Below are 26,099 nucleotides of genomic sequence, written 5' to 3'. Positions count from 1 at the left end.
GACGATTCTGTGTTGGACGTTATCAAAGGCGCAAGGATTACCGCTGACCATCTTTGCTTTCGGCCACCTACCTGCTTCGGTTGCATCAACCGAACGGGTGAAGCCCGGTTGCTAACTCGCTTCGGTCCAATTCACCGAAGTTGGGAAGGACCATTGCGTTGAGCTCGAGGTGGGTCCAACCTCAGCACTGAACAATGATCGCAACTGATTTGATGAACGGAAGGGATTCCCGCCTTGCAATCAAGTCGCCGTAGGTGGCTTGAGGGTAACGCGGGGTTACGATCGTCGTTTCGCAATGGCCACACATTCCACCGAAGGGCGCGCGTGGGAACGACATCACTTTAACTCGATATCCACGTTCGTGATCGTCCCACTGAATCCGTGGGGTGCCACGTAAGCCTCTGATACGGTAGATCCCAGATCGGAACCAATGTCCAGCGTCTCGGTGGCGGAGAATCGCTTTGGCACGACATGTGGCACGTTGCCGCTTGCGACGCGTTTTCCATTCACTGTCAAAGAAACCGTTCCTCCGATAGCCGGATTGTCTTTCGTGACTGGCTTCTGCTGGTAGTCCATCGCGACCTCGACCTCGCCGCTGGGCAGTTTGGTGTCCGACACGACCCTGTTGCGTTCCTTACCAAAGAAGTTGTACTCGTAAACCAACTTGCCATTTTCGACGTAAAGTGTGAATCCGCCGGAGCTGCCTCCTTCAGCCAGAATCACACCATCGCTACCATCGTCACTCACTTTGAGCGAAGCGGTTATCGTGTGCGAACGCTGATAAATTGGCGGCGCACTGCCTTCGGGGATACGTGTCGTCCCAGGGGCGTAGCTAAAGGACGTTCGGCCACGGGCCACGGAGGGCCGCTCGGGGTTGACGACTCGCTCGGCAAATCGGTCGTCGAGTGGGTAGACCTTGAACTTCTCAGCTTCCTGGTCAAAGATCGCCTGCAACTGCTTGAGCTTCTCTGGGGCCTCGTCGGCTAGATCAACGGCTTCCGAGAAATCTTGTTCGATGTTGTAAAGTTCCCACTTGGTGTTGTCGAAACCTTTCGATCCAGTCAACTCCCAGGGGACGCCTTGAAACGCGGTAGCAACCCAACCGTCATGATAGATGGCGCGGTGGCCGCCCGTTTCAAAGTACTGCGTTTTACGTCGCCCGTCGGCGTTGGGGTTGGCAATCGTGTACCCCATACTGATGCCCGCGATTGGCGTCTGCTTAATTCCATTGACTATCTGCGGTTCCGGAATTCCCACCGCTTCGTAGATTGTCGGGGCAATGTCGATCACGTGATGAAACTGGCTACGGATGCTGCCCGCGTCCTTTACCTTGGCGGGCCACGAAATCACCAATCCGTTGCGAGTGCCGCCAAAGTGTGAGGGGACTCGCTTCATCCACTGAAATGGTGACGAACCGGCCCATGCCCAACCAACTGGGAAATGATTCTCGTGCTTGGGGCCGCCAATTTCTTCCATCTCTTCAAGCTGCGCCTCAACCGTGTCTGGAATCCCGTTTTGAGTCATCACGTTGTTGGTAGTCCCTGTGAGGCTCCCTTCGGCGCTGGGACCGTTATCGCCAGCGACGTAGACAATCATGGTGTTTTCCGCATCGGGCAACGCTCGCACTGCCTCGATCAATCGCCCCACGTGATAGTCAGTGTGAGCGAGGAAGCCAGCAAACACTTCTTGATGCCGCGCGTACAGTCGCTTTGCATCGTTCGACAGACTGTCCCAGGCATCAATCTCGTTCGGCCGAGGAGTGAGTTTGGTGTTCTCCGGAACGATGCCTAATTTTTTCTGACGGGCGAGGGTTTCTTCGCGCACTTTGTCCCATCCGCGATCGAACTCGCCCTCGAACTTGTCGATCCATTCGTCGGGCGCGTGCAGAGGAGCGTGTGTAGCGCCGGTTGCAAAGTAAACAAAATATGGCTTATCAGGACTGATTGATTGCTGCCTTTGAATCCAAGCGATGGCGTCATCGGCCAAGTCTTCGGTCAGGTGGTAACCTTCATCGGGTGTCTTTGCAATCTCAATGGGCGTCGTGTTTCGAAACAACTGAGGGTACCACTGACTGGTTTCGCCACCTTGAAAGCCGTAAAAGTACTCGAAGCCGAGACCCGTGGGCCAGCGCTCGAACGGACCGATAGGACTCGTTTCCCAGTCAGGGGTGTTGTGCCACTTACCCCAAGCGGCAGTACTGTAGCCGTTCTCCTTGAGCACTTCGGCAATTGATGCGCAACTCCGTGGCCACACGGAGTGATAGCCAGGGTAACCGGTGGACAGCTCGGTGATGGTTCCAAAGCCGCACTCGTGATGGTTGCGGCCTGTGAGCAACGCGGCCCGCGTTGGTGAGCAAATGGCCGTGGTGTGGAATCGGTTGTACTTGACGCCAGACTCGGCGAGGCGGTCGAGTGCGGGTGTTGGAATGGGGCCGCCAAACGTCGATGGATGCCCAAATCCCAAGTCGTCGATCAGGATCAGCACGACGTTCGGCGCGCCTTTTGGAGGCGACACTGGCTGTGGGTAGTCCTGCTTCGAACCCTCGAAGGTCTTGTCGATCTTGCCCTTAAACGGGGCATCGGGCAACGGAAGTTTCGAACGGTCGACCTGCTGAGCAAGACAAGGTGGTGCGAAAAAAGCTGCAAACACACACGCGAGACATCTGTCGATGCGGATCATCGTAGGCTCCGGATTCAGTTCATCACAAATAACTTGGCGGGATTAACAGAATCGCCGCCGGCCTTATGGTACCTCAGCGTCCTATTGCCTTCGAATTGATCATGTCGCTGACGCTGCCAACCTGTACCGACATGCTCTCTTGGCTGAGTGGATGCTCCTTGAATGTTTCAACGAACTTGGCGATCCCTTTGCCTGCCTGACCGAGAATCCAGCTTCGGTTTTCAGCCCACTCGTCATAGCCACGGGCTTCAATGAAACGCTCGAACGGGTCGAGTTTCAAGTTGATGATGTATGGAGTGCTCAGGGCAGTCTGTTCGCCTCGAAACCATTCTTCCTGGTCGATGAACAGAAGTTTCCAGTCCCCGTACCGCATCCCATGGAAGGTTGTCTCGGTGAAATAGAAGAACTCTTTACGATTGCTCTTGCCGTTATCCAGCGGAGGAGAAGCATCGCAGCCACCTAACAGTCATGGAGTGGACAAGGAAAATCAGCTGAATTTAGCTTATTGCCGATTATAGAGCCTGGAAAAGGCTTGGCGAGCCTGCTGGCAGGGAAAGGTATTGATTGGACATTAAGATCGGATCCTGGACGCGCAGGTGCGCGTCAAAACACGGGCTGACCCTCTGACAACGTTCTGAAGTCAGGACTCCCGATCGCATTTCCTGCGTCGGATTCGTGCGATGCCTGAAACTGAAGTGCCAATGGTATCGATTTCACCTTTAAAATGTCTCGATACCCTTCTCGAAACGCGGCGGGTGCATCGACCAAACGCTCGAAGCTCACGGCTGAACTAGCATCGGTGTCGCCAGGATCCGGACACCGACGCGCCGTAGCGATCATCCACAGCCTGTTCCGGTTTCATCGACCGGAGAATCATTCTCCTTAGACTTCCGGCGACAGCACGGACACTCGCCCTCGATTCCGCGCGGCAGAGCCGTGAAAGCGTAAGGCTGTGGAATTGTCGTGATTGCCTTGAACGCAGAGGATCGCGATGGGCATAGTGCCGATAGGTGACTCCGTCGACCGAGTGACCGAGAATTTCGACAGCAGACTCGGGCATGTGCTCGTCATAGTAGGTCGCGCATGTTTTGCGGAGATCCTTCAGCAACCAGTTTTTTACAGCACCAGTCGATCGCACGTAAGAAAACACGCTCCGGCGTCTTCCACCGGAGGTGTCCCAGAGCCCAATTCGCGGTTGAAGCGGGTACCGATGTTTCATCGAGTCGTCAGGGGCGGCTTCCCGCTGGTGAGCGAACCGTTCCCAAGCGTCCTCGAAGACGTATCAGTCTCCCAGCGCCTTGTCGCCGGTTCGCCCATCAGCCTGAAACCTTCTCATTCAGCAAATCCCAAGATACCGGCGCCGCGTCGTTGCCGGCCCGCGCAGACGCAGCGCACACTTTTTAGCGTTTCTGTCTTGTCAGCCGATTCGGAATCGCTACTCTTTTAGCGCTTAGGAGGAGACGACATGACGAATTTCGAAAAACTCTCGCGACGCGAACGACAGATCATGGAGATCGTGTACGAGATTGAACAAGCGACGGTGCACCAGATTCGCAAGCAGCTTGATGGAGACCCGACTCCAATGGCAGTCCGTCGGTTGTTGGCGATCTTGATGGAGAAGGGCTACCTGAAGCGAGTGAAATCAGGTCGCGAATTCGCGTATCTCCCCAAGCAGCCCAAAACAAAGGCCGGTGTCAAAGCGCTTCGCAAGGTCGTGAAGACGTTTTTTGAGGGATCCATCGGCGAGGCCTTGGCCACGCATTTGGAACGCCCGGGCGCGTCGTTGTCGTCGGAAGAGGTCGAAAGGCTGAGCCGGCTGATCGACGAGTTCAAAAAAGAACAGAACAAACGGAGAAAACCATGAATTCGTCTGTGTTCAGCTCGTATTTCGGTGGCGTTTTTGATTGGATCGTTGAGTTGACTTTCGGTGGAACGGTGGTCCTGATCACTGCAATCGCGGTGTCGCATTTAGCAAAAGGGAAGCGTGCGTCTTTGCGTCATGCAATTTGGGTTGCCTGCATGGCCTTGTTGGTGGCGATCCCCGCGATGCTGACGTTGCTTCCGCGATTCGATCTCCAGCTAGAACACTTCATGCCAACGGCCGTGTCCGAAAAAGCCAGTGAGCAAACACTTGATCGAAGGTTTTTCGCGACCAACCCTCATGGAAATGAACTGGCCCCACTCGCTGCTGCCACCACATCGAACGAGAACCCAACCGGCTTGATTGATCTCATCCGCTCGGTCGATCGCTCGGCGTCAGTAATTGACGCACCATTGCCTAACACGGGGGCGAATGAGCCGACTTGGTGGAATTCGCAAACGAGATCCGCATCCGTGTCAACCATCTGGAGCCTCGGAGCGTTCATTCTCTTGCTTCGACTTGGCGTCGCCTCCGTGTGGATTCGACGACTCGTGAAGCGATCAGCACACGCAACCGGACTGCCGGTTGAACGCGAGGCAAACGCATTGGCACGCAGCATTGGACTCTGCGGCAAGATTCGATTGCGAATCAGTCCACCAGGACTCATGCCGATGATCGTCGGGGTCGTTCGTCCGGTACTCCTGATCCCCGAGTCTGTCTTGGGAAGAGAATCCGACGACCGGCGAGCGGTCTTGCTGCACGAGCTCGGCCACCTGAAGCGACGCGATCCGTTGTCGCATTTCATAGGAGAGCTGGCCGGCGCGTTGTTCTGGTTTCATCCCCTGTATTGGTTCGCCCGGCGACAGTGCTGCGCGTTGCGTGAAGAAGCGTGTGACGATTTGGTGCTGCGAAGCGAGACTTGCCCGGTCGTCTATGCCCGCTGCCTCGTCTCGGTGGCGTCATCAAATTCGGCGAGTGGCGTTTTGTCGGTCATGGGGATCGCGATGTCAACGCGACGAATTGAGAGACGACTCCGAGCCATCCTCTGCGATTCCGCGGACCGGCGTCCGCTCGGCCGTCAATTGCAAGCGGCCATTATCCTTGCAGCGATGACTTTCTGCGTTCCGGTAGTCATGATCCGGGCCGAGCCGCAGAATCAGCTGCAGATCGCGGAACCGCAACGCGACCGGATCACGGGCGATGCGTTGGAAACGGATGCACCCGCAACGGATGCTCCGGCAACCGATGCTCCGGCTGAATCTGGCCAATCCGTTTCAAAATCAGTTCCCGAAGCAGAGCAAGCTGCTGAGCCTGAAACCGACAAAGCAGCCAAAGAGGCTGAACAGCTGGTGCAACGCGATGCGACAGGATCGCGCGTCGTCTCGGGAACGGTCCTCAATCACAGCGGTTCGCCGATAGAAGGCGCACGAATCCTCACTCGAAGTTGGAACAGCAAAGACAAATCAGAAATCAATGCCAGCGTCCAAACCGCCGCAGATGGAACATTCACGCTTGAATTTGCTGAGACGCATTCGGCTGAACGCGACATGTATCCGATCTGGGTTTGGGCGGAGGGCCATCAAGTCCAAGCCGCTTTATTGGCCTGGCTGTTTGGAGACCAAGATCACGTCCGCAATGTGAACTTTCAACTCCCCAAGGCCAAGCCTACCCATTACACGATCCTGAAGCCTGATGGCCAACCGTTGCCCAATGCACGGCTGATCCCAGAGTACGTCCGCACCTGCCAAGGTGTCTTCGTTGACGGTCGATTCGCCATCGACGAAACGGCTGGTGGTTCGTTTTCGGTTTCCAGTGACGGAGAACTCGCTAAAATCCTTGGCGTCACTTCAGACGAAGAAGGCCATGCGACGTTGGCAAACCTACCGCAAAACCTTTTTGACAGCGTTCTCGTGATCTCGCAGGAATTCGGAACGCAACGATTCGCTGCCCAATCATCGACGCACGAACTACGACTCTCTGAGGTCGGTGAAATTCGCGGTCGCGTGCAAATCGATGATCCGTCGCAGATAGCAGGAACCAAGTTCTTGTTGAAAACACGATCCTACTTTCGACCAGGAGGCCCCTTGGGCGGCGAGGCGGAAGTACGGCTGGACAATAACGGATGCTTTCATGTTCCCGCGCTGGCAGCCACGCGCGATGCGATGTTCGTTTACACGTATGAATGGAACGAGGAGCTTGACGTGCATCCGTTTCTTGATCGAAAAGTCAGACGCCAACTTCACGCGGGAGAAGTGCTTGACTTGACCATTGAGACCGTACCGACCGTCCTTGTGCATGGTCGGGTTCTCACCGCGGACACGCGAGAACCCGTCGTTGGGGCAAAGGCGTTCTTGAATTGCTTGTCCAGCCCGATCAACGGCGTCCGCGATCTCACCGATGAAGACGGTCGCTTTTCCGTCCGCGTCGCACCTGGCCCGATCCTGCAACAGGTGACGTCCATGGGTTCCGACAGATCCCTGTACGAGAAGTACGACTACCCACGATTGGACCGAATTGAGATTCCCAAGGATGTCGAGGAATTCGAGCTCGAACCGTTTCTATTGACGCCCAAACAAATTGTCCAAGGCGTTGTCTGCGGTCAAGTTCGTGACGCAATCGGGGACCCGATCGCAAACAAGACCCTTGTTTTTCACTACCGAGAACGGGGGCGGATCATTGCGCGAACCACCACGGACGAGCACGGCCAGTTTTCTGTCGCGGTCAGGGATTGGAACATCATTCATGAAACGCCAACACGTGCGGCCCGATGTGGATGGTCAATCCTGGAGAATGAAACCCGGATCGAGAATGGATATCAAAAGCGAGAACTCACTCCGCTCGAAGTGGTCGACAATGATGCTGACGCGATGCTATTGGTCCGACCGTAGACTCCAGTCGCAAAGCGACGTCAGCTCCCTGCCGTCGGCGCAAGCCGACGGAAACGGCTTCCCAAAACACCACCAGCCGCGAAGCGGCGACAGCAATCCGCTTCAAGCAGAGGTGAGAAAACCCTCCCTCGCTGCGCTAGCCCTTGCTTGGAAAGAAGGATGAAATAAAGCTGCACGACCTCCTTCCGGGAGGGTGAACTGGCGGAACACGTCGTCGCTGGTCACATATCCAGAATGGACGAAACGCTCGTGCGTCAACTTCCTTCTGTGGGTCAATTTGGTAGGGGTCATCCACAGACTTTCATTCTTGCTGTCCAGCGACGAAAGCACGCATCCCACACGTCGCAGATTTGACTCAGGACACTGGTTTTCGTCACGGCTTTGGAAGGCACGAGGTGCAAGCACGGGGCCGACGTGGCGAACCGGTGTTCGGTATACTTTAAGACCAGGTATTCTACGTTCCGGTGGAACCCTGTTCTTCATGACCTTCCTGGCTCAAACTTCATTGGCTCCCATCCGCGACGATGATGTATCGAACACAATCGGCGATCTTCTTGGCGCTTTCATTCTGTTTCCAGCTGCACGGTTCCGCCCAAATTCGGGTCACAGCCGACTTTCCCGGTGGTTCAGCGGTTGTCGTATCGACCGATGCTGCGAGTCAATCAGTTCATGTTCAACCGCAAGTCCGCCAGGAGCGAGGTTGGCCGTGCTGGTGGTACTTTCAACTACACGGTTTGTCCATTGGCAAGCCCGTCAGCGTCACCGTGAGCGCGAGTTCCACGCCGTTCCGCGCGGGGCGAGTGCTCAGCCCTACTTGGCTGCTACCGGATTCTGCGTCCATCAGCAGTGACAACATCCATTGGCAACACACACCGAAAGCTGAATCCGACGATCGAAAGGCCGTCTACACGTTCGAGGCAACGGCGGAGACGATGTGGGTCGCGTGGGGACCACCCTTCTTGCCGTCACATGCGGAAGCCCTTCTCAGGCAGATCTCGGAGTCGCTTCCCGATTCTGAGTTGTTCGTGCTTGCACGCACACGAGGCGACCGTCCTGTGCATGCCATACGATTCGGTGCCCGCTCTGACGACGCAGGCAAGCCATCAGCCATTTGGATTCAGGCCAGGCAGCACGCTTGGGAAACAGGCTCCAGTTGGGTCGCCCAGGGATTTTTGAATTGGGTGGCCAGTGACGATCCTGTTGCCATCGAACTGCGAAACAAGGCGACTATTTGCGTGGTCCCGATCATGGACGTCGACAACGTTGCAGATGGAACGGGGGGCAAAGATGCAGTTCCCCGTGACCACAATCGCGACTGGGACGACGATCCGGTCTATCCGGAAGTCCGGGCCGCGCAAATGGCCATCAAGAAGCTGAACGCGAGTCATCGATTCGATCTGTTTATCGATCTCCACAATCCCAGTCCCAACGACCGGCAACCGTACTTCTATGGCCCGAAGCTTGATCGTCTGTCGCAGGTCCAGTATCGCAATTACATCCGATGGAAAGCAATCGCCGAAAGCCAAATCGACGCCTTGGAACCAGACTACCGATTCACTTCGTATATCAAGTCACAGCAGGAACTTGACCGAGTAAGCAAGAACTGGGTAAGGAATCACACCTCACCGCAGGTGGTGTCGCTTACTCTGGAAACTGCTTGGAACCGACCGCAGGGAAGTCAGCAGGGGTATCAACAAGTTGGCAAACAGCTCGGCTTGACGATCGCTCGATACCTGAGCGCCGACGCAGATTAGTTGATGTCGAGAAAACGACCTGCGTCCCCTTTTCCTGCTCCAAACTTCGAGCCCTGACCAATGCATTTGATGACTGACCGAGCGAAAATCGTCCGACGGGACTTCGGAAAACTCTGCACGGGTATCGCCGGGGGACTGGGAGTCGGGGGGCTCCTAAGTCGGTCGGCCGATGCCGATGAACTGTCGGTCGAAACGGGTAGTCCACTTGACGATTCCTACCTTGAGAAAGGGCTCAATGCGCTGGCGCGTGCCCATCACATGAGTTCCATGGCAGGGCATCTCGGGGCATCGCTCATCGCCGGATACTTCATCGGAAAGCAACGTCCGAGTCTCGAACCCGAGGTCTTCAACGGGATCAAAGATGACCTGGGACGCGTGATTGGCGGCAAGTCAGTATTTGGCAAGAAGATGTCGAAGCTATCGAAGCTTACCGATGCAGAGCTGTTCGATGCATTTCCAAAGCAGAAGTCGGACGAATCTCTGATCGACGGGATCGCCGAGGGTCTCGAAAAAAGCATCGATCAACCTCGCCAATCTGGGCACAATGTGATCTTCGCATCCCTCGCGATCCGCGCTCTAAAGGAACATCCAAGATTTGCCACGCCCGCGGTGGTCGATGGCATCTTGAAGTTGATGGCCCTATTCGAGAACCAGACACCAGGCAACGGTTACTACGGCAAAAAAAAGGGCCGCATCTACGGGAACAAGATCATCCTGCCGGATGAAGATGGAACTCCGGAGTACGACGATATCGAGGGGATGGTCACCGCCGTGTTGGACGAAGCGATCAAACTCACACCGGAAACTCACCGCATCGGTTACGGTGGGCTTGTCCACGTGATCAACCACTCTGCGGCCATCGTCAATCTCGCTGCTGATGGCTACACCGACTTGGTGCCACGTGCGATCCGATCACATCGCCATCACCTTCGACTTTGGCGGAATCTCCCGAATGTCGCCGATGAAAAAGGGCCGTTGCAGGTTTCCAAATTTACACCTTATACGGCCGACTATTGGACTTCCGGAAGCATTCCCTACGATCGTGCCCTCCTGACTCATCGCGTCAAAACCATGTTCGGATTTGATGAATTGGCCGCTGCGGTTGACCAGGAGGCAAGAGAGAATGCAGCGTATGACAAATTGCGTTTCTTAATGTAGCTTCACGCTGGTTCGTAAACAAAACGAAACCAGGCGAGAAAAAGACCTGCGTCCCCTTTTCCTGCCTGCCAGCGACGGAACGATCCACGCGTCATGCCTGCCTTGTTTCAATCGTTGCCGAACGTCATGAGCCATGAGGATTGATGAACGCCATCGACCAGGTTGCTGGGACGTGACTGGCGGCGAAGTTCGTTGCCGTCGGCATCAAACTCGATCAGGTGCGTGTTTGTGGTCGCCCAGACCGTGCCATCGCCGCTCCCGTGCATTTCCGTGGCAAGTTCGTCGATCGTGCCAAGCAACTCACCGGACTTGGCGTAACGCCTGATTTCGCTGTTCGGGCCAATCACGTAGTCTTCTTGACGCTCGATGACGCTGACCCAAACCTGATCGCCGACGACGGCCAAACTGCTCAGGTGAAGTCCGGCGTAGGTGTTGTGATCGACGACGCCGAACTCGCCCACCCTTCGCATCCCGCGTTTGCTGATGTGCCACAATTGCTCGCGGCTGGCGGGGACATCTGGATGCGAGTCCTCGAGCGCCCAGCATCCGCCCGCCGGGTCAATCGCCAGGGCGGCGAAGGTGTACGCGTCGTCGGGCAACGAATGTTGGACGACCACGTCGCCGGATGGGGAGACCAACTTGGCGGACTTGCCGATCATCCAGAATCCGTTGTCCACCGCACTGTGACGAAGGCTGAAACCGGGGACGGGATGGCGATCGATTTCGTCGCCGTCGCTGCTGAGCACCAGGATCGTACCGGCGTTCAGGTACGAAGTCCGCAGGACCCAAAGATCACCCGTTTCCGGTTGGACGGAAACGGCTTGAGCGGACGGGACGGCTAGCTGATACAGCAATCGACCGTCATCGGCACAGGCATGCAGCGTGTTACCGGTGAGTGCGTACAAACGGCCACGCTGTCGATCCACGGTGATCCGATCCGGACGCTTCAGCCAACCGCTGGGAGCAATCGTCGGCAAGCTGCGGATCAGTTTCCCGGCGGAGTCGTAGAAGAACAAACCGTGTTTCGGTTGTTCCACCTCGCCGGCTCGGTCGCTGATGTAGGCCTCGGATAAAGCGAGTGCCACCAAAGCGTGGCGTCCGTCGGACTGAAAATCGTCGGCGACCGGCGAAGCCTGCATCTTCAGCGACACCGTCGGTGCGGGCGTGGGCTCGGCCAGTTCGTCCGTGATCATCGATTCGATCTTCGCCAAATCGTTGCCACGATACAAAATCGTTCCGTCACGTCCGATCAGAAACTTGACCGGCAAAGATTCGACATCGTAGGCGCGGGGGATCATGGCTTGGAAATTCCGCCCACCCTCGGCGACCACCCAGGGCCAGCTCTGATCGTCGGCCATCCTCAAAGCTTTCTGAAAGTCCTGATCCAGCGAAACAGCCAGCAGTTCGAAGTTGGGTTGCTGACCGAACTTCCGATGCAACTGCAGCAACCGCGGCATGTCGGCGAGACACGGCGCACACCAGGTGGCCCAAAAGTCCAGCAAAACGACTTTGCCGGAGAATTGATCCAACGTGACCTTGCCGTTATCAGTCTTGGCGACAAAGTTCACGGCCGGATCGCCAACTCCCTTAAGTTTGTCCCACTCACCTGTAAGTTCTCCAAGATCCACCGGGTTCGAATCGCCGGCGGTGACTTCAAACTCGAAGCCAGGAACACCGCCGATGCGGCGGCCGGTCCCGCAGACGTCCGGTGAGGGCTGGGCGGTCAGGTCCAGCGAGAATTTGTAGGCCCCGGTCGGAACATCGGGGATGCGGAACCGCCCCTCGTCGTCGACCAGGAATCGGTAGGTACGGTGTTCGGGATGGTCCCATTTGAACTTGGTGGTTTCGATACTACCCGCTTCGTTCATCTCCCAACGGTGTTTTGCCGGTGGCTCACCAGGCAAATCGACGCGGCCGACGACGGTTCGACCGCTGCCCCCAAATCGGATCGTTTGTTTCTGACCGGGACCTAACTGGATCGGTTGCGAAGCGTGCGAGTAGTAGGTCGCTCCGCGGTGGTACTCCTGGACCAACGCCATCGACACGGAGCCGTCGGTGGGGATGACACGGTCCAGCGTCGCGCGGCCGTCTTCATCAGTTTCCGCGTCGATCGAGTAGCTGAAGATGTCGACCACGCGAGTGCGGTCATCGCGGGGGCGAAACTGGACTTGTCGACCAGCGACGGGACGTCCTTCTTCGATGACTTCAAACTCCAGGCTGGCCCAACGGTCGATCTGTATCTCGGTGGACTTGGCCAGTTCCTCCAGCGTGACTTCGGCGTAGCCGCTGTCGTGAATGATTGCCACGATCCCGGCGATGCCTTCTTCGACGGCGTCCAGCTCGAATCGGCCTTCGGCGTCGGTGGTCTTCTGTTGAACCGGATTGTAGGGCCGATAGCCTCGTCGGAACTGGAACGTGTTGCCTTCCACTCCCAGCGCGACGACGGCCCCGCTTGCCCTTTCGCCATCGGGTGTCAGCACGATACCGCGGGGACCCGCGCCGGGCTGCATGCTGATTTTCAGTGGCGACGGTGACGCGGTCGTATCAAACGCCCCGGATATCCAAGGCTTGTATCCGGTCGCGGTCACACGCAGGAAAAGTTCGTCTTGGCCTTCGTCGTACGTCAATCGGAATTCACCATCACGTCCTTGGATGGCGTCTTGGTCGGTCCAGTAGACTTCGCCACCGTCTTGCTGCCAGCCGAACTGTGCTTTGAATTCTTCGATCGGCTGGCCCGTGTCGGCGTCGACAACGTCGCCGGTGACGACAAACTCCGGCGACAGCGTGATCACGTGAGGCTCATCTTGGGCGATGCGACCAAGATCGCGACGACTGCGATAGCCTGAGTGGCCCGAGTCGTAGATTACCGTGTCCGATGGGGCGCCCGTCCATGTGACCATGCCTTCCCCATTGCTCTTGCCACGCCAATCGACCGTGCGAAACCCTCGCCACGTGTCGGCCGTGATCCAGGCTCCCTGAATGGCGTGCCCCTCGGGATCGACAAACCGGAACTGAATCGTGTTGCCGGGCTTGAGTACGAAGTTTGCTTCAACGGTCTCCGAGCCATCAGGAACCACTTGCGTCATTTGCGGGGCAAAGCCATCCGCCGTTGCCGTCAAAGTCGTCTCGCCCTTTTTCAGCCCGAACAGTTCGAACTTGCCCGCATCGTCGGTCGTGGCATCAGGCAATGAGGATCCGAAGCGATCGGTTCCCGGGACGACCTTGACGCCGCTGACGGGATCGCCACTTTCGTTGGTGACCGTTCCGGCGATCGACCACCCACGCTCCAGCGCATAGGTCGCATCGGTGCTGTCCTGGACGTCAAAGTAGTTGTTCTGATAGCGACCGTGTTCGACCCTCAGTTGCAAACCTTCCGGTGGCGACGGTGCGGCGTCAAGTGTCCAGCGACCGTCGGGGCCGGTCTGCGCGTCCAACAAATCATAAACGTGGTTCTGTTTGGGCGGATCGATCGAAGGAACGTAAATCGTCACGTCGGCGTTTTCGATCGGTGCCCCGCTGGTATCGGTGATGATGCCGCCGATGACCTTTCCCGCCGACATGCGAATCGTCTTCGTCGTCGGAAGCAAGCGTGGCAATTGTCGATCAAACGACGCGTAGTAGGGCACGTAGCCGCTGCGATTCACTTTGATTCGAAGGAACGCCGGCTTCTCGGACTCGGGATAGATGAACTCCGCAACGCCGGCCTTGTCGGTGTGGACCGTCTGGCGGGTGTATTGCGTGTCGTGGTAGCGGAACGCGACTTGGGCATCGGCGAGCGGCTCGCCGTTGGCTGCGTCGAGTACGACGAACTTCAACGTGCGGGGCTGGTCTCCTGGCTGCTCGGCCATCACCTGCCGGACGTGAACAATCGTCGTGACTCCACCCGCCACAACCAGCGCCATCGTGCCGGCGGCGGCGAAGCGACCGATTCGCCCCAGCGGCCTTGCGGTGATCCGGCTAGCGAGCGTTCGTAGGCGATCGATGATTTGAGGGGACCGAGCCATCGCCATCCCAAATCCGGGTCGGGCGCCCAGTCCGGCGGCGATTCGAGCCAAGCTGTCTGCGTACCGCTTTCGATCGCAGATCATGTCGGCTGCGACCAAATCACAGACTCGCTCGCTCGCCGCGCGGTGGCAAGCGACGACCTTCCAAACCAGCGGGTGCGGCCAGAGCAAAGCGGACAAGCACCTTAGCAACGCATCCCAACGCAAATCATTTCCGGCAACATGGCACAACTCGTGGGCCAACGCGCTATCCAGATCGTCCGGAGCGATTGAGTCAGGCAAAATGATGGTTGAACGCCAAATGCCGACCACCGATGGTGTATCGATCTGATCGGAGACGACAACGCGTGGCACCTCGACACCCAACTGCCCGGCAAGTCGCCGCATTCGGTCTTCGATCGTTGCATCCGCGGCTCGTGATTGCATCAACAACCGTCGCACCCCGCGAACGCCTATGCTCCACCGACAAAGCGGCCACAGCACGCCAATCGCCCAGACGGACAATAGCAACGCACGCCAATTCCACGGACGCGTGATCGGTGCTGTTGCGGGAATCTCGCGGGGCGTCGGGGCAAGAGATTCCTCTACAGAAGATCCGCCAACTGTCGCGACCGGAGGCCGGTGGTCGGGCGGTGGCTGAAGTTCAACGCTTCGGCGAACCGGTGCGTTGGCGGCGCCTTCTTCGGGCACCGATGATAACGCGGGTGACGCCACCGGCGGCTTCACCGCGACGACCTCTGCCGGCGCCGAGGCGACTTCCACGACACTCCATTGAAAGAGAGGGGGCAAAAAGGACAGACCGGTAAGCAGCACGATCCCACACGCACCGATTCGAAAGCTGCCCTGCTGCCATCGTGGATTGCGACCGCGAAATCGAAAGTACACGGCCCAGACGACGGACATCAACAGCGTCATTTTTGCCAACCAGAGGGCAAGGTCGACCGTGTTCATCGTTTTCCCTTCTTGCCAGGCGTTTGGGTTGATTTGGTGAGACGTTTGATTTCCTGAAGGTCGTCTTCACTGAGCGACTCTTGCTCGGCGAGATTCATCATCAGTTGCCTGGCGGATCCGTCGCAGAAGTTGTCCAGAAGCTCACGAAGCATCGTCTTGTACGCTCGATGCTGCTTGGTGCGTGCTCGGTACACGTAGGCGCGGCCCTCACGCCGCCGCTCGACGTGGCCCTTTTCCAGCAGGACTGCCAAGCAAGCCCGCAAGGCCGCATCCTTGATCGGCGGCTTGTACCGCTCTCCGATCTCTGGCGGCTTCATTTCGCCGTGTTTCCACAGCAGTCGCATGACCTTCAATTCACCCGGCGTCAAACGCATCGTTCTCTCCAAATCCCTCGCGGGTTTCAATAGCGCAGGAATTGCTGCGCTATCCAGAAGCGCAGATCATACTACACTTCGGATTGCCCGACGTGACTTTTTGGGATTTTTTTCCGAACGACCGATCCAATGGCGGCCCGGCCGTTGGCCCTAGAGTTTCATTTCCATTCCTATTCCCAGCCCGTTGGGCTGGGCGAATCAATCGATCGGGGCCTCGCCCCTGCCACCGTCCGACTCTGGCGAGTCAAGGCTGCTGAGAAACTCCGCTTCTCTCGAATTTTTTCCGTAAAATGGACCGACTTCGCGGAGAGTTCCTGCATGGAGCCTGATCACAACGACATTCACGAACAGTTCCTAACGCATTTTGCCGCCAACGAGCCCGCGATTCGCGCGTATGTGCGACGCTTGGTGCCGACGCGACATGATGCGGCAGATGTCATGCAAGGCGTGGCTCTGGTTCTGTGGCGAAAGTTCGATGAACTTGACGACACGGAGCATTTTCGCCGCTGGGCGTTCGGCGTCGCGCGGCACGAGGCGCTCGGCTGGTTGCGCGACAAGGCTCGCAGCCGACTCACGTTGGCCGAAGATGTGCTGCACGTCGTCGCTTGCGAATCGACCCGAGACGACGATCGACTGTCCGCTCAGCGTGAAGCATTGGAAGGCTGCCTGGAAAAGCTGCCCACGCATCACCGAAAGATCATCCTGGCCGCCTACGCGCCCGATGCCGCCATTCAGGAGGTTGCCGGCCAGAGCGGCCGAACGGTCGCGGCCTTCTACCAGTGGCTGCACCGGATGCGTTTACGACTCCTGAATTGCACCCGCCAAGTGCTGCAAGCGGAGGGGCTGTCGTGAGCGAATCGACTGACCTGCGTTCGCTGTTTGCCGACTACGCCAGTGGTGAGATCACCGCGGAGCAGCTTCAAGTCCTGGAAGCGGCCCTCCGCCAGGATGCACTTCTTCGTCGAGACTTCATTGAGTATCTGAATGTCGACTCAGCCCTGGGTGAGCTGGCAGCCCTGCCCGAATCGGAAGTGGTGCGAATCGAATGCGAAGCCGCCGTTGCCGCGGCTGCCGAATCCAATTCGGGCGAAAAGACGCTGGATCGCCCAAGTCGACGTGTTAGCGCTCGCCTGGCCTTCATGGCCGCCGCGGCGGCGCTGCTGCTGGCAGCGACTTTGTGGATTGGCAATCTAACGAATCGTCCGATCGAACCGGTGGCGACGCTCGTCGCTGACGTGGATGCCCTGCTGCTGCGGGAAGGAAACGCGTGGAATGACCACCAACTTCCGGTCGGCAAGTACGAGTTGAACCAAGGCTTGTTGCACTTGCGTTTCGCAGGCGGGGTGACGGTCTATCTTGAAGCCCCGGCACAGTTCGAACCGCTGAGTGGCCAACGTTTGCTACTGCGAAGCGGCCGGCTGTCGGCGAACGTGCCACCGGAAGGAGTTGGCTTCACCGTGGAGACGCCCGAGGCGGAGGTGATTGATTTCGGCACGGAGTTCTCCGTCGACGTTTCCGCCAGTGCCAGTGAAGTGCATGTCTTCGAGGGCCTGGTTCGCGTTCAACCGAGATCGCGAGGAGACATTGCGGCGGCGAATGCCGTCGATTTGCGTGCATCGCAAGCGGTAAAGATTGAAGAGCGGGCCGCGACGCCGGTGGAGATTGAATTGGCCGCGGATCGATTCATTCGCACGTTTGATGAGTCGCGGCGCCGATACGCACGCACGATCAAACGGCTTGCTCCGGTGGCGTTCTACCAGATGGCGATTCGCGATCAGGGCCTGACCTGCATCCCGCCGGAGTACTCAGGCGTTGTGTTGACCGGTGACGGAAACCGACCGCCTCACGCCCGGGGGGTTTTCTCGGGCGGATCGCTGCGTGTCCTGGCGGATTCGACGGGGCGTGGCGGGCGAGCGGAGTCTCCACCACCTCTGCGAACCGGCGCATTTACGCTGGTCGCCTTTGTGTATCTGGAAAGCAGGGCAAAAAACGCCACGGTGGCCACCGACATCCGACGTGATCAGGGGAGCTTCACATTGGCACTTAATCAAAGTGGTTTTGTTCAGGCGACCGTCCGGGACGCCGAGGGCGACTTGCGGTCGGTCGCTAGCGAGTCATTGCTGCCGCTTCGCACTTGGTGTCATATCTCGATGACGGTCGATGGCGATCAGCTGCGTCTTTACAACGACGGTCGCCTCGTCGCCGCCTCGTCCTCAGCTCCGCTCGCGGGTCATGACGCAAAGTCCTTGTGGTTTGGAACGGACCCCGATGGACTTCACTTGTGGGATGGACGCATCGACGAAGTCGCTCTGTTCGACAAGGCGCTCAGCGACGTGCAGATCACAGATCTGTACCAGGCTGCGTTGGAAGAAATAGGGGAATCAGAATGAAGCGGCCCGCGCCTTTCCTGCCAGAAAACCCTGCTTGTCGAATGAATCACCCCATGCGTTTGAATCCAAAACTGCTTGCCAATCTTTGGCCGATCCTGGCGGGAGTTCTGCCGGCGGCGCCAGCAGGGGTCACCGGCATCCGCGCCCGCGACGAGGACGAAACATGATGAACCTGCTTCGAATCCTAGGCAGCAAGAAAGCTCCGAAGACAGGATTGCTCACGATGGTTGTCGCCTTTTTGCTGGCGATGATGAGCTCCACGGCCTGCCTTGCCGAGACCGGCCGACCGCCGAACATCGTTTTCCTGTTCGCCGATGACCTCGGGTACGGCGACCTCGGCTGCTACGGGCACCCTTACGCAAAGACTCCGGCGCTCGACAAACTCGCGAGCGAAGGCACTCGGTTCACGCAGTTTTACGTGACGGGCGTGACCTGCAATCCCAGCCGCACGGGGCTGATGACGGGCTTGTTCCCGGCTCGGTTTTCCAGATACGCGGCCGACTTCGGGTTCGGCGACCGCACCACCATCACGGAACTCCTGAAGAAGCGCGGCTATCAAACGGGCCACTTCGGCAAATGGCACCTGGGTCCCGACGATGCCGACGGGACGTACGGGATCGATACCGTCCAGACGATTGGCAAGAGCCGTGACCCGGCGTCCGGCCGCGATAGCGATCTCTACTCCGCTGCAATGGATTTCATCCGCGAAAACAAAGACCAGCCTTTCTATGTCAACGTCTGGGGCCATGCGACGCATTTTCCCGTCAACACTGCGGACAACCTGGTCGCCGAATTCAAGAATGTGAAAGTCGATCGCGCGGACTTTTCTCCAACCATGCAGCACAAGTTTGACGAGTGTGTGCAGATCGGCGGAGACCTTGACGCGTCAATGCAGCAGTACCTGGGCGATGTGTCTCAAATCGATCGGAACGTTGACCGCTTGCTGAAAACGCTTGACGAGCTTGGCCTGCGGGAAAACACGATCGTGGTGTTCTCCAGCGATCACGGCCCAGCGCCGGTGATCCTGGGAAAGAAAGGAGCACGAAAGTATTCGAACAACATGCTGGGTTACGCTGGTGAGTTTCGCGGCGGAAAGCACACTCAATTTGAAGGCGGCACACGGGTCCCATTCATCATCCGCTGGCCGGGCCACGTCCAGGCGGGACGAGTCGATTCGACCAGCGTTTGCTCGTTCATCGACTGGATGCCGTCGCTGTGCGCCATTGCGGGTGTCGAGGATCTGCCGGTGCAATTGGACGGTGAGAATGTCGCCGACATCTGGCTGGGCGCTGAACGCGAGCGGACAAAACCCCTGTTCTGGAAAGCCAGTGCAACCGGCAGCACGCCCGCCCTGCGAGAGGGAGATTGGAAACTTCATTTGCCGCGCAAGCAACGCGGCGAACCGGAACTGTACGACCTGTCGGTGGATCCCAGCGAAAGCAACAACGTCGCGGGACAACATCCGGACGTCGTGGCTCGCCTCAGCAAAACGTTGCAACGATGGGTCGCCGAGCTTCCCAAAGAGTACGAAAAGTCCGGTGCGGACAACAAAGACTGATAAGATTTTTCGTCGGCATCGAACCAGTGCAAACACGCGAAATCAACTGACATCCTCTGGCTGGTGGGCGGGTGAAAGAATACTACACGAACTCCCGTCGCGAAGTGACGACAGCTCCCTGCCGTCGGCGTGAGCCGACGGAATCGCCTCCCCAAACACCGCCAGCCGCGAAGCGGCGACAGCAACACCGTACCAACGCTGAGGGTCGCAAGATGAAAAGCACCGGACTTCAACTGCTCTTCGTCGCGTTACTGTTACTCCCGCAGTCGCTGCTGGCTGCCGAAAAACCCAATGTGTTGTTCATTGCGGTCGATGACCTGCGTGACACGCTCGGTTGCTATGGCAATGCGGCAGTCAAAACGCCAAACATCGACCGCCTCGGATCACGTGGAGTCGTGTTTGAACGGGCCTATGTGCAGTACCCTGTCTGCAACGCGAGTCGATCCTCATTTCTGACCGGACTGTATCCAGATCAAACGGGAGTCACCGACAATCGAACGCTGTTGCGGGACGTGCTTCCCGACGTTGAAACCTTCCCCCAGCGACTGAAGGGCAACGGCTGGCACTCAGCGGCATTCGGCAAGATCTTTCACCTCGGTGGCGGTCGCAATGCCTCCCTGCAAGCGAGGTGGATGGACTTGCCCAGGTCTTGGCACACCGCCCAGGCGTTCAAAGCCACGCCGCTTGGGACGCGCAAGCGGGCCGGTCGCGATCTTTCCGGCGGCAAACTCAAGTGGTGCCACTGGGGAGCGATGGAGGGAGACGACGACGATCAGCCGGACGGGCAAATCGCCAGTGCGGTCATCGCGGAGATGGAACGCCTGGGGGATCAGCCCTGGATCATCGGCTGCGGGTTCATGAAACCGCACGACCCGTTCGTCGCACCGCAGAAGTATTTCGATCTCTACCCGGAGGGTTCACTGGACCTGTTTCGCGACCCGGACGGCCAAACCCCCGCTCCGCCGCTGGCGGTCGGCTTTGGCCTGTTCGGCGAGGTGTTTGACAAATTTACCGATGCCGAGCGGATGGAATTCCTGCGGGCCTACTATGCGTGCACGAGTTTCATGGATGCCCAGGTGGGACGCGTGCTGGGTGCGCTCGATCGTTTGGGCTTGAGAGAGCGAACACTCGTGATCTTTGTCGGCGACCACGGCTACCATCTGGGCGAACGGTCCTGGTGGAACAAGAACACGCTCTTTGATCGCAGCTGCCGGGCTCCGCTGATCATCGCGGGTCCAGGGGTCGCGCCAGGCCGAACCGCCGGGCTGGTGGAGTTCGTGGATTTGTTTCCCACGATTGCCGAACACTGCGGGGTCGCAACTCCGGTGGGACGCCCCGGAGTTTCGCTCTGGCCGCAATTGAAAGACGCTGTCGCGCCGGGGCGTGAATCCGCCTGGACCATCGTCGTGCGAGGCAACAACCAGCGGGGCGACAGTCTTCGCACCGACCGCTGGCGGTTGACTCACTGGAGCGACGGTGCCATCGAACTTTACGACCACGCGTCCGATCCACAAGAAACTCGTAACGTCGCGACGCGTCATCCCGACGTTGTGGAACGGTTGACTGCCGAGATCAATCGACGCCGCTCGGAGACCAGGAAATGAATCCAGAGATTCACCGTGCCGTTCGCCGCTTTTGCGTATTCGCGATCAGCCTGGCAACTGTTTTCGCCCTCCAAGCCGCCGCGGTTGGCGATGGGCCGTTACCGAAGTTCACTTACGCGGGTGTCGCACTTCAGCCCTCAGACCTGACGATCGCTCCAGCCACTGAACTTGAGCGTGCTTCCATCATCAAAATGGAGGGCCGCGTCCAGAATCCGCTGGGGAAGTACTACCTGTACTATTCGCCTCACAAACATGTGGGAATTAGCCTGGCCTTTTCTGACAGCCTGGCAGGCCCGTGGGTCGAGTACCAAGGCAACCCGATCGTTAAAGATGCAGCCATCCCGGACGTTCGCTGGATCGAGGAAACGGGCAGGTTTCATCTCTGGGGACACAAGAAAAACAAACAAAGCGAAATGTGGACCAGCACGGACGGGCTGCATTTCGATTACCACAGCACCAGCATCACGGCGAACGTCATCGGCACCCGCAACGCCACCTACACCCGAACCTACGAATACCCGTTGGAGCGATATGGCAGCAAGTACATCCTGCTCTATTCGGGTTTTGACCTGAAACGCCAGATCCGCTGCGTCTGGCTGGCCCATTCTCCAGACGGCGAAAACTGGACCCAAGAAACGACGCCTCTCGTCGAACCGATCGAGGGGGAGAACAAAGACATCTACGGCCCCTCGCTGTTCCAGTGGCAGGGGAGAAACTTCATCGTCTACCAGGATCACACCGCCTATCGGGGCGGCAATGTGAAATACGTTGAGGTGGACCAGCAACTCAGCCCAGTCGGAGACCAGGGCGAGCGTCACTTTCTGATCGATCCCCGACCCGATTCACCGGTCGGCAATCGCTACCGCGGCGGCGAATTCTATCGAGACGGCGATACCTTGTATCTGTTCGCCAGCGGCGGCGACGATCCGCGACGAATCATCTATGCAACCGCCCACATCGGAGAAGCCCACATCGAAGAAGCCCGTGCGACGGAACACGCCGCTTCCGAAACAGCCGAGTAGATCCGGACCAGTCTTCGACGCTCGAGACTCGCAGAAGGGTAAAGAGGTAACGACCATGACCCGATCCCTGATTTCGCTTTTCGCGATCACGTCCGTCAGCGTGTTTTTGTGCGCGGCATTCTTTCCGAAGTGCGGCTTGGCCGCAGAGCCGTTTCCCACGGTCAATCAACTGCCGGTGAATCACCAACTTCCGGACCCGTTTCAATTCTTCGGCAGCGACCGAAGAGTCAAGACGCTCGAAGACTGGGAGCAGCGTCAGGCTGAAATGATGGAAATGCTGCAGCACTACATCTATGGCCCGGCTTTTCCGCAGGTCAATCAATACAAAGTCGAAAGCAGGGCGGAAGAACCATTGGCGGGTGGCGAAGTCATCAAGTATTCCGCCGACCTGAAACTCGGGCCGGACCTCAGTGCTCCGGTTTCGATCAGCTACTATCTACTCCCGAACAAGGAAGCCAACTCCATCCTGGTTTACGTGGTGGCCAGGGAAGAACCTGCGGACGAAGACGCCATCGCGATCGCAAGGCGGGGCTACGCCTACACGGCGCTCAAGGTGGGCCCCTACGAGAAGATCGCCAGGCGTTTGTATCCGGAAATCGATGGCACCCGGACGATGGGCTGGGTGTGGGGGATGAATGAAATCATCCACTACCTCACGCACGAGCACCAGATCGACAAAGTCATCCTCACGGGCTGCTCCCGGTATGGTCGAGTCGCACTGCTGACAGGCGCCCTGAACGATCGTGTTGATTTGACAGCTCCGATCACGACTCTGGCCCACGCGGTGCACCACATCGACCAGAGCATGTGGGGTCCGGGCAACGTGAAATGGGCCAACAAGGAATACGAAACCTTTGCCAACCAGATGGATCGGATGCCGGTGGATCGGCATTTCCTTGGAGCGGTGATTGCGCCACGGGCTTATCTGGGCATCATGGGAGCGGAAAAACCCGCCTTCAATCAAGGCCACATCAAAGCCTACGAGTCACTGGCTCCGGTCTACCAGTGGCTGGGAGCGCCCAACAACCTGGGCCTCTACGATCACAAGCCCCGCGGGCACGGCGTGACAATCGACGATCTGCATACGGTTCTGGATTTCGCCGATCAGTCCCTCTTCGGAAAGAATCCCGCCAGCGGCAAGCAGTTCAATCCGACTGATGCATCGGTGGCTCATTAGAACCTGATTGGACAGCGCCACACTCAATCAAAAACACCGTGATTTGCTGTGCAATGAGCGGCAAGGCGCGAGCCGCCGGTTGAGGCAAGAGAACCCGCGGCGAGCGCCACGCGGCTCACTCAAAGTGGCGTTATCCAGCAAATGAGGATCACAGCCGAGAACCGTCGATTGATGCAACCGCTGTGGCTAAGAATGGTAAGTCTTGCCACAGAGACCACCGAGGGCACCGAGAAAGGCTGCACTGAAAGCGAAGGGAAACGCAGATGCTGTCAGCAGTCGTGGAGGTAAAGCGTCACGCGTTTGCCCAGCCCGAAATAACGCCACACTCAATCAAAAACACGGTGATTTGCCGTGCAATGAGCGGCAAGGCGCTAGCCGCCGGTTGAGGCGAGGAAACCCGCGGCCAGCGCTACGCGGATCACCCAAAATGGCGCGGCCCACCTAATGAGCATCGCGGCCGAGAACCGTTGGCAGGTCCAACCGCGGTAGCAAAAAATGATAAGTCTTGCCACAGAGACCACCGAGGGCACCGAGAAAGGCTGCACTTGGCGGGGAGGAAAAGCTGTCAGCAACCATGGGGGCGAATCCCCAAGCATTGACCTGGCCCACCCGTCGGCCATGGCAGTTTGCCAGGATATTCAAGACATTTTCTTGGCGACATCGGTAACAATCGGTCATTGATTCCGCTTCGCTCTTCAAGCATGGCCCACCCACTGACTTGGAGAGATCGAACATGGCTGTCCGTCGATACCGACCGCGAATCGAAGGCTTGCAGGCCCGCCAAATGATGGCCGGCGATGTCGCATTGGATTTCGATTCGATTCTGGTCAGCAAACAAGAAACGACGCAACAAGAACAAAAATCGGCCGCCGCGATTCTGGAGGTCCGGGCGTTCGGCGAAATGACCGGCGCTTCCGACAAGGTCGTTGACCATGCGGTGGAGCAGGTCACCGCCGCCATCGAATCCGGCAAAGACGTGGCGAAAGTGACCGATGACATGAATCTCGCCATCGTCGTCGATGCGATGAACATGCCCAAAGAGTCGCTGCAATCCGGACTCTCCGCCAACGAACTGCTTCAATTCTCCGGCACCCTGCTGACCCTGGACAAGTCCGCCGACACAATCCTCAGCGACCCCAAGACGTTCGTCCGGATCGGCCAGGAGGGACCGAAACAGGGCGTCGAGAATGTCTACAAACGGTCGATCGGCAACCAGTTTGGCGTCCCCAAAGAAGTCTGGAGCCAATTCACGAGCAAACAAATGCTGAAGGGGATCAGCGTTTCGGAACTTCTGAGCGACGATGGCAGCGCCGCCAAGGACGACAAGTTCTGGTCCGACTTTGCCGCCGTGGAAGCGGGAAAGGCGTCCAAGGACGACTTCCTCAAGGAATGGTCCGGTGGAGACTACTCCGATAACGTCTTCGACGACTTTGGCACTCCCGACGGCACGTCGCAGGATACGACTCCGGGCGACAACTCGGCTCCCGAGACGGATCCCGGCTCGGATGTGCCGGACGATTCTCTCGGTGAGGGATTGGAGAACGGGGATGACGGATGGATTGACGTCCAGACGGATCCGATCGTGACCGTGACTCACACGTCCGATGGCGGATTCGACCTTCAAGGTTTCGACCAAGACGGAAACGCGATTTCCGAGCATTTCTCGCCAGACGGGAACGGTGGCTTCTCTGGAGACCAGGGCGGGTACTCCCAAGGCGTGCCACCGGAGGGAAGCTACGCGACAACGACATCCGAAGACGGCGAAACCAGTTTTTGGGTCGACACCAGCTCCGGTGACGATGACTCGGACAACGGAGGTGACAGCGGATCGGGAGACGACGGCAGCGATGACGGTGATGGCAACGATGACGACAGCAGCGACGATTCATCCGCCGATTCCGACAACTCTTCGAATGAAGAAAGCGACACAGACGAAACACCGGTCCCGGACCAGACGGACACCCCGGATCATCTCCTGCTTTGGGCTCTCATGAATGCCCAGTCGCCGGCTGGTCAGCAAATCCTGGAGATGATCGAAGCGGCCGTCGCCTACGCCCAAAACTTTGGGGGAAAGGTGGACCCGGTCGACGAACAATCCGCGATTGCGACGCCGCTACTGATCTGGTCTTTGACGCACCCCGACAATCCGATCGGCCAAGCCTATCTGGATTCGATCGGCCAATCGCTTGACCAACTGGACACCGCCGGTGGCGTGGACAACCACCCGGATGGGTTTGCCGCCAACCTTTGGGATCTCGCCTTCTCGTCCTCCAACATCGACCTGATCATGGCCGGTGGCGGACTGATCGATCCCATCGACGATTCCAGCGGCGGCACAAAAGCCGGGGATGACGGCATCGTGCCCATCATCGGCACGAAGGGTGGTCTGGGAGGCACACTGGCCGACGACGACGAGGGAGCAGGAGACAACGACAGTGGCGAATCATTCTTGATCAACGTCGATGTCGTTTTCAGCCTGAACCTCGGTATGATCGACGCATTGGCTTCCAGCATCGCCAAATGAGCGGCGAAGGAGACGGGAAGCCGCGTCCATGTGATCTCGCGACCTCCGAACGATGAGAAAGCGGGCGATCAACCGCTTGCACGGCAGGTGCCCGACGATACAGACGACGGGTTCGGCAACCTCGAAGCAGCGCCGGATGCCTTAACTGTTGCAGC

Annotated in this window: 15 protein-coding genes; 12 read left to right on the top strand and 3 right to left on the bottom strand. The window is 58.1% G+C overall.

The window, feature by feature from the left end; genetic code table 11:
• Positions 1-336: 336 nt before the first annotated feature.
• The gene (locus FYK55_RS14405; RefSeq protein ID WP_150077126.1) at positions 337-2,679 is read right to left on the bottom strand and encodes a sulfatase-like hydrolase/transferase; all 2,343 of its coding nucleotides are present in this window, start codon (positions 2,677-2,679) and stop codon (positions 337-339) included.
• A gap of 139 nt (positions 2,680-2,818) precedes the next feature.
• Here FYK55_RS14405 and FYK55_RS29120 point away from each other — a divergent pair, with 139 nt between their 5' ends.
• From FYK55_RS29120 to FYK55_RS14380, 5 genes are all read left to right on the top strand, one after another.
• Positions 2,819-3,142, top strand: a complete 324-nt coding sequence (locus FYK55_RS29120; RefSeq protein WP_161604505.1) for a hypothetical protein — start codon at positions 2,819-2,821, stop codon at positions 3,140-3,142.
• A 1,002-nt stretch (positions 3,143-4,144) separates the two neighbouring features.
• Positions 4,145-4,543: a BlaI/MecI/CopY family transcriptional regulator gene (locus FYK55_RS14395; RefSeq protein WP_150077125.1), complete on the top strand. Its 399-nt coding sequence runs from the start codon at positions 4,145-4,147 to the stop codon at positions 4,541-4,543.
• Positions 4,540-7,428, top strand: a complete 2,889-nt coding sequence (locus tag FYK55_RS14390; protein ID WP_150077124.1) for a M56 family metallopeptidase — start codon at positions 4,540-4,542, stop codon at positions 7,426-7,428. The genes FYK55_RS14395 and FYK55_RS14390 overlap by 4 nt, the downstream gene beginning before the upstream one ends.
• 524 nt (positions 7,429-7,952) lie before the next feature.
• Positions 7,953-9,182, top strand: a complete 1,230-nt coding sequence (locus tag FYK55_RS14385; RefSeq protein WP_150077123.1) for a M14-type cytosolic carboxypeptidase — start codon at positions 7,953-7,955, stop codon at positions 9,180-9,182.
• A gap of 69 nt (positions 9,183-9,251) precedes the next feature.
• Positions 9,252-10,340: a hypothetical protein gene (locus tag FYK55_RS14380; RefSeq protein ID WP_201743717.1), complete on the top strand. Its 1,089-nt coding sequence runs from the start codon at positions 9,252-9,254 to the stop codon at positions 10,338-10,340.
• 107 nt (positions 10,341-10,447) lie between these two features.
• Here FYK55_RS14380 and FYK55_RS14375 read toward each other — a convergent pair whose 3' ends face one another.
• Both FYK55_RS14375 and FYK55_RS14370 read right to left on the bottom strand, forming a co-directional pair.
• On the bottom strand, positions 10,448-15,295 hold the full coding sequence (locus FYK55_RS14375) for a carboxypeptidase regulatory-like domain-containing protein (RefSeq protein WP_150077122.1): 4,848 nt from the start codon (positions 15,293-15,295) through the stop codon (positions 10,448-10,450).
• Positions 15,292-15,669 carry a BlaI/MecI/CopY family transcriptional regulator gene (locus FYK55_RS14370; RefSeq protein ID WP_150077121.1) on the bottom strand — a complete coding sequence of 126 codons (378 nt, stop codon included), beginning with the start codon at positions 15,667-15,669 and terminating at the stop codon, positions 15,292-15,294. Before FYK55_RS14370 ends, FYK55_RS14375 begins: the two co-directional genes overlap by 4 nt.
• A 318-nt stretch (positions 15,670-15,987) precedes the next feature.
• Here FYK55_RS14370 and FYK55_RS14365 point away from each other — a divergent pair, with 318 nt between their 5' ends.
• The 7 genes from FYK55_RS14365 to FYK55_RS14335 all read left to right on the top strand — a co-directional run bounded on the left by FYK55_RS14365 (position 15,988) and on the right by FYK55_RS14335 (position 25,944).
• Positions 15,988-16,521 (top strand): sigma-70 family RNA polymerase sigma factor, encoded by a 534-nt coding sequence (locus FYK55_RS14365; RefSeq protein WP_150077120.1) that lies wholly within the window; start codon positions 15,988-15,990, stop codon positions 16,519-16,521.
• The gene (locus tag FYK55_RS14360) at positions 16,518-18,059 is read left to right on the top strand and encodes a LamG-like jellyroll fold domain-containing protein (RefSeq protein WP_150077119.1); all 1,542 of its coding nucleotides are present in this window, start codon (positions 16,518-16,520) and stop codon (positions 18,057-18,059) included. Before FYK55_RS14365 ends, FYK55_RS14360 begins: the two co-directional genes overlap by 4 nt.
• Positions 18,060-18,222: 163 nt before the next feature.
• Positions 18,223-19,617: a sulfatase family protein gene (locus FYK55_RS14355; RefSeq protein WP_235908691.1), complete on the top strand. Its 1,395-nt coding sequence runs from the start codon at positions 18,223-18,225 to the stop codon at positions 19,615-19,617.
• Between the two features lie 212 nt (positions 19,618-19,829).
• Positions 19,830-21,221, top strand: a complete 1,392-nt coding sequence (locus tag FYK55_RS14350; RefSeq protein WP_150077118.1) for a sulfatase — start codon at positions 19,830-19,832, stop codon at positions 21,219-21,221.
• Positions 21,218-22,243, top strand: a complete 1,026-nt coding sequence (locus FYK55_RS14345; protein ID WP_150077117.1) for a hypothetical protein — start codon at positions 21,218-21,220, stop codon at positions 22,241-22,243. Before FYK55_RS14350 ends, FYK55_RS14345 begins: the two co-directional genes overlap by 4 nt.
• 55 nt (positions 22,244-22,298) lie before the next feature.
• The gene (locus FYK55_RS14340) at positions 22,299-23,420 is read left to right on the top strand and encodes a glucuronyl esterase domain-containing protein (RefSeq protein ID WP_150077116.1); all 1,122 of its coding nucleotides are present in this window, start codon (positions 22,299-22,301) and stop codon (positions 23,418-23,420) included.
• Positions 23,421-24,153: 733 nt separating this feature from the next.
• A complete protein-coding gene (locus FYK55_RS14335) occupies positions 24,154-25,944 on the top strand; it encodes a hypothetical protein (protein WP_150077115.1) in 1,791 nt (596 codons plus the stop codon).
• Positions 25,945-26,099 lie beyond the last annotated feature (155 nt).

Source organism: Roseiconus nitratireducens (assembly GCF_008629675.1).
Taxonomy (GTDB): domain Bacteria; phylum Planctomycetota; class Planctomycetia; order Pirellulales; family Pirellulaceae; genus Stieleria; species Stieleria nitratireducens.
This window is presented reverse-complemented; position numbering and strand designations above follow the sequence as displayed.

Excerpts from the sequence above, each read along its gene's own strand:
- FYK55_RS14380 (WP_201743717.1), top strand. The coding sequence starts at position 9,252 with ATGACTGACCGAGCGAAAATCGTCCGACGGGACTTCGGAAAACTCTGC.
- FYK55_RS14405 (WP_150077126.1), bottom strand. The coding sequence starts at position 2,679 with ATGATCCGCATCGACAGATGTCTCGCGTGTGTGTTTGCAGCTTTTTTC.
- FYK55_RS14350 (WP_150077118.1), top strand. The coding sequence starts at position 19,830 with ATGAAAAGCACCGGACTTCAACTGCTCTTCGTCGCGTTACTGTTACTC.
- FYK55_RS14365 (WP_150077120.1), top strand. The coding sequence starts at position 15,988 with ATGGAGCCTGATCACAACGACATTCACGAACAGTTCCTAACGCATTTT.
- FYK55_RS14345 (WP_150077117.1), top strand. The coding sequence starts at position 21,218 with ATGAATCCAGAGATTCACCGTGCCGTTCGCCGCTTTTGCGTATTCGCG.
- FYK55_RS14335 (WP_150077115.1), top strand. The coding sequence starts at position 24,154 with ATGGCTGTCCGTCGATACCGACCGCGAATCGAAGGCTTGCAGGCCCGC.
- FYK55_RS14395 (WP_150077125.1), top strand. The coding sequence starts at position 4,145 with ATGACGAATTTCGAAAAACTCTCGCGACGCGAACGACAGATCATGGAG.
- FYK55_RS14385 (WP_150077123.1), top strand. The coding sequence starts at position 7,953 with ATGATGTATCGAACACAATCGGCGATCTTCTTGGCGCTTTCATTCTGT.
- FYK55_RS14375 (WP_150077122.1), bottom strand. The coding sequence starts at position 15,295 with ATGAACACGGTCGACCTTGCCCTCTGGTTGGCAAAAATGACGCTGTTG.
- FYK55_RS14370 (WP_150077121.1), bottom strand. The coding sequence starts at position 15,669 with ATGCGTTTGACGCCGGGTGAATTGAAGGTCATGCGACTGCTGTGGAAA.
- FYK55_RS14390 (WP_150077124.1), top strand. The coding sequence starts at position 4,540 with ATGAATTCGTCTGTGTTCAGCTCGTATTTCGGTGGCGTTTTTGATTGG.
- FYK55_RS14355 (WP_235908691.1), top strand. The coding sequence starts at position 18,223 with ATGATGAACCTGCTTCGAATCCTAGGCAGCAAGAAAGCTCCGAAGACA.
- FYK55_RS14340 (WP_150077116.1), top strand. The coding sequence starts at position 22,299 with ATGACCCGATCCCTGATTTCGCTTTTCGCGATCACGTCCGTCAGCGTG.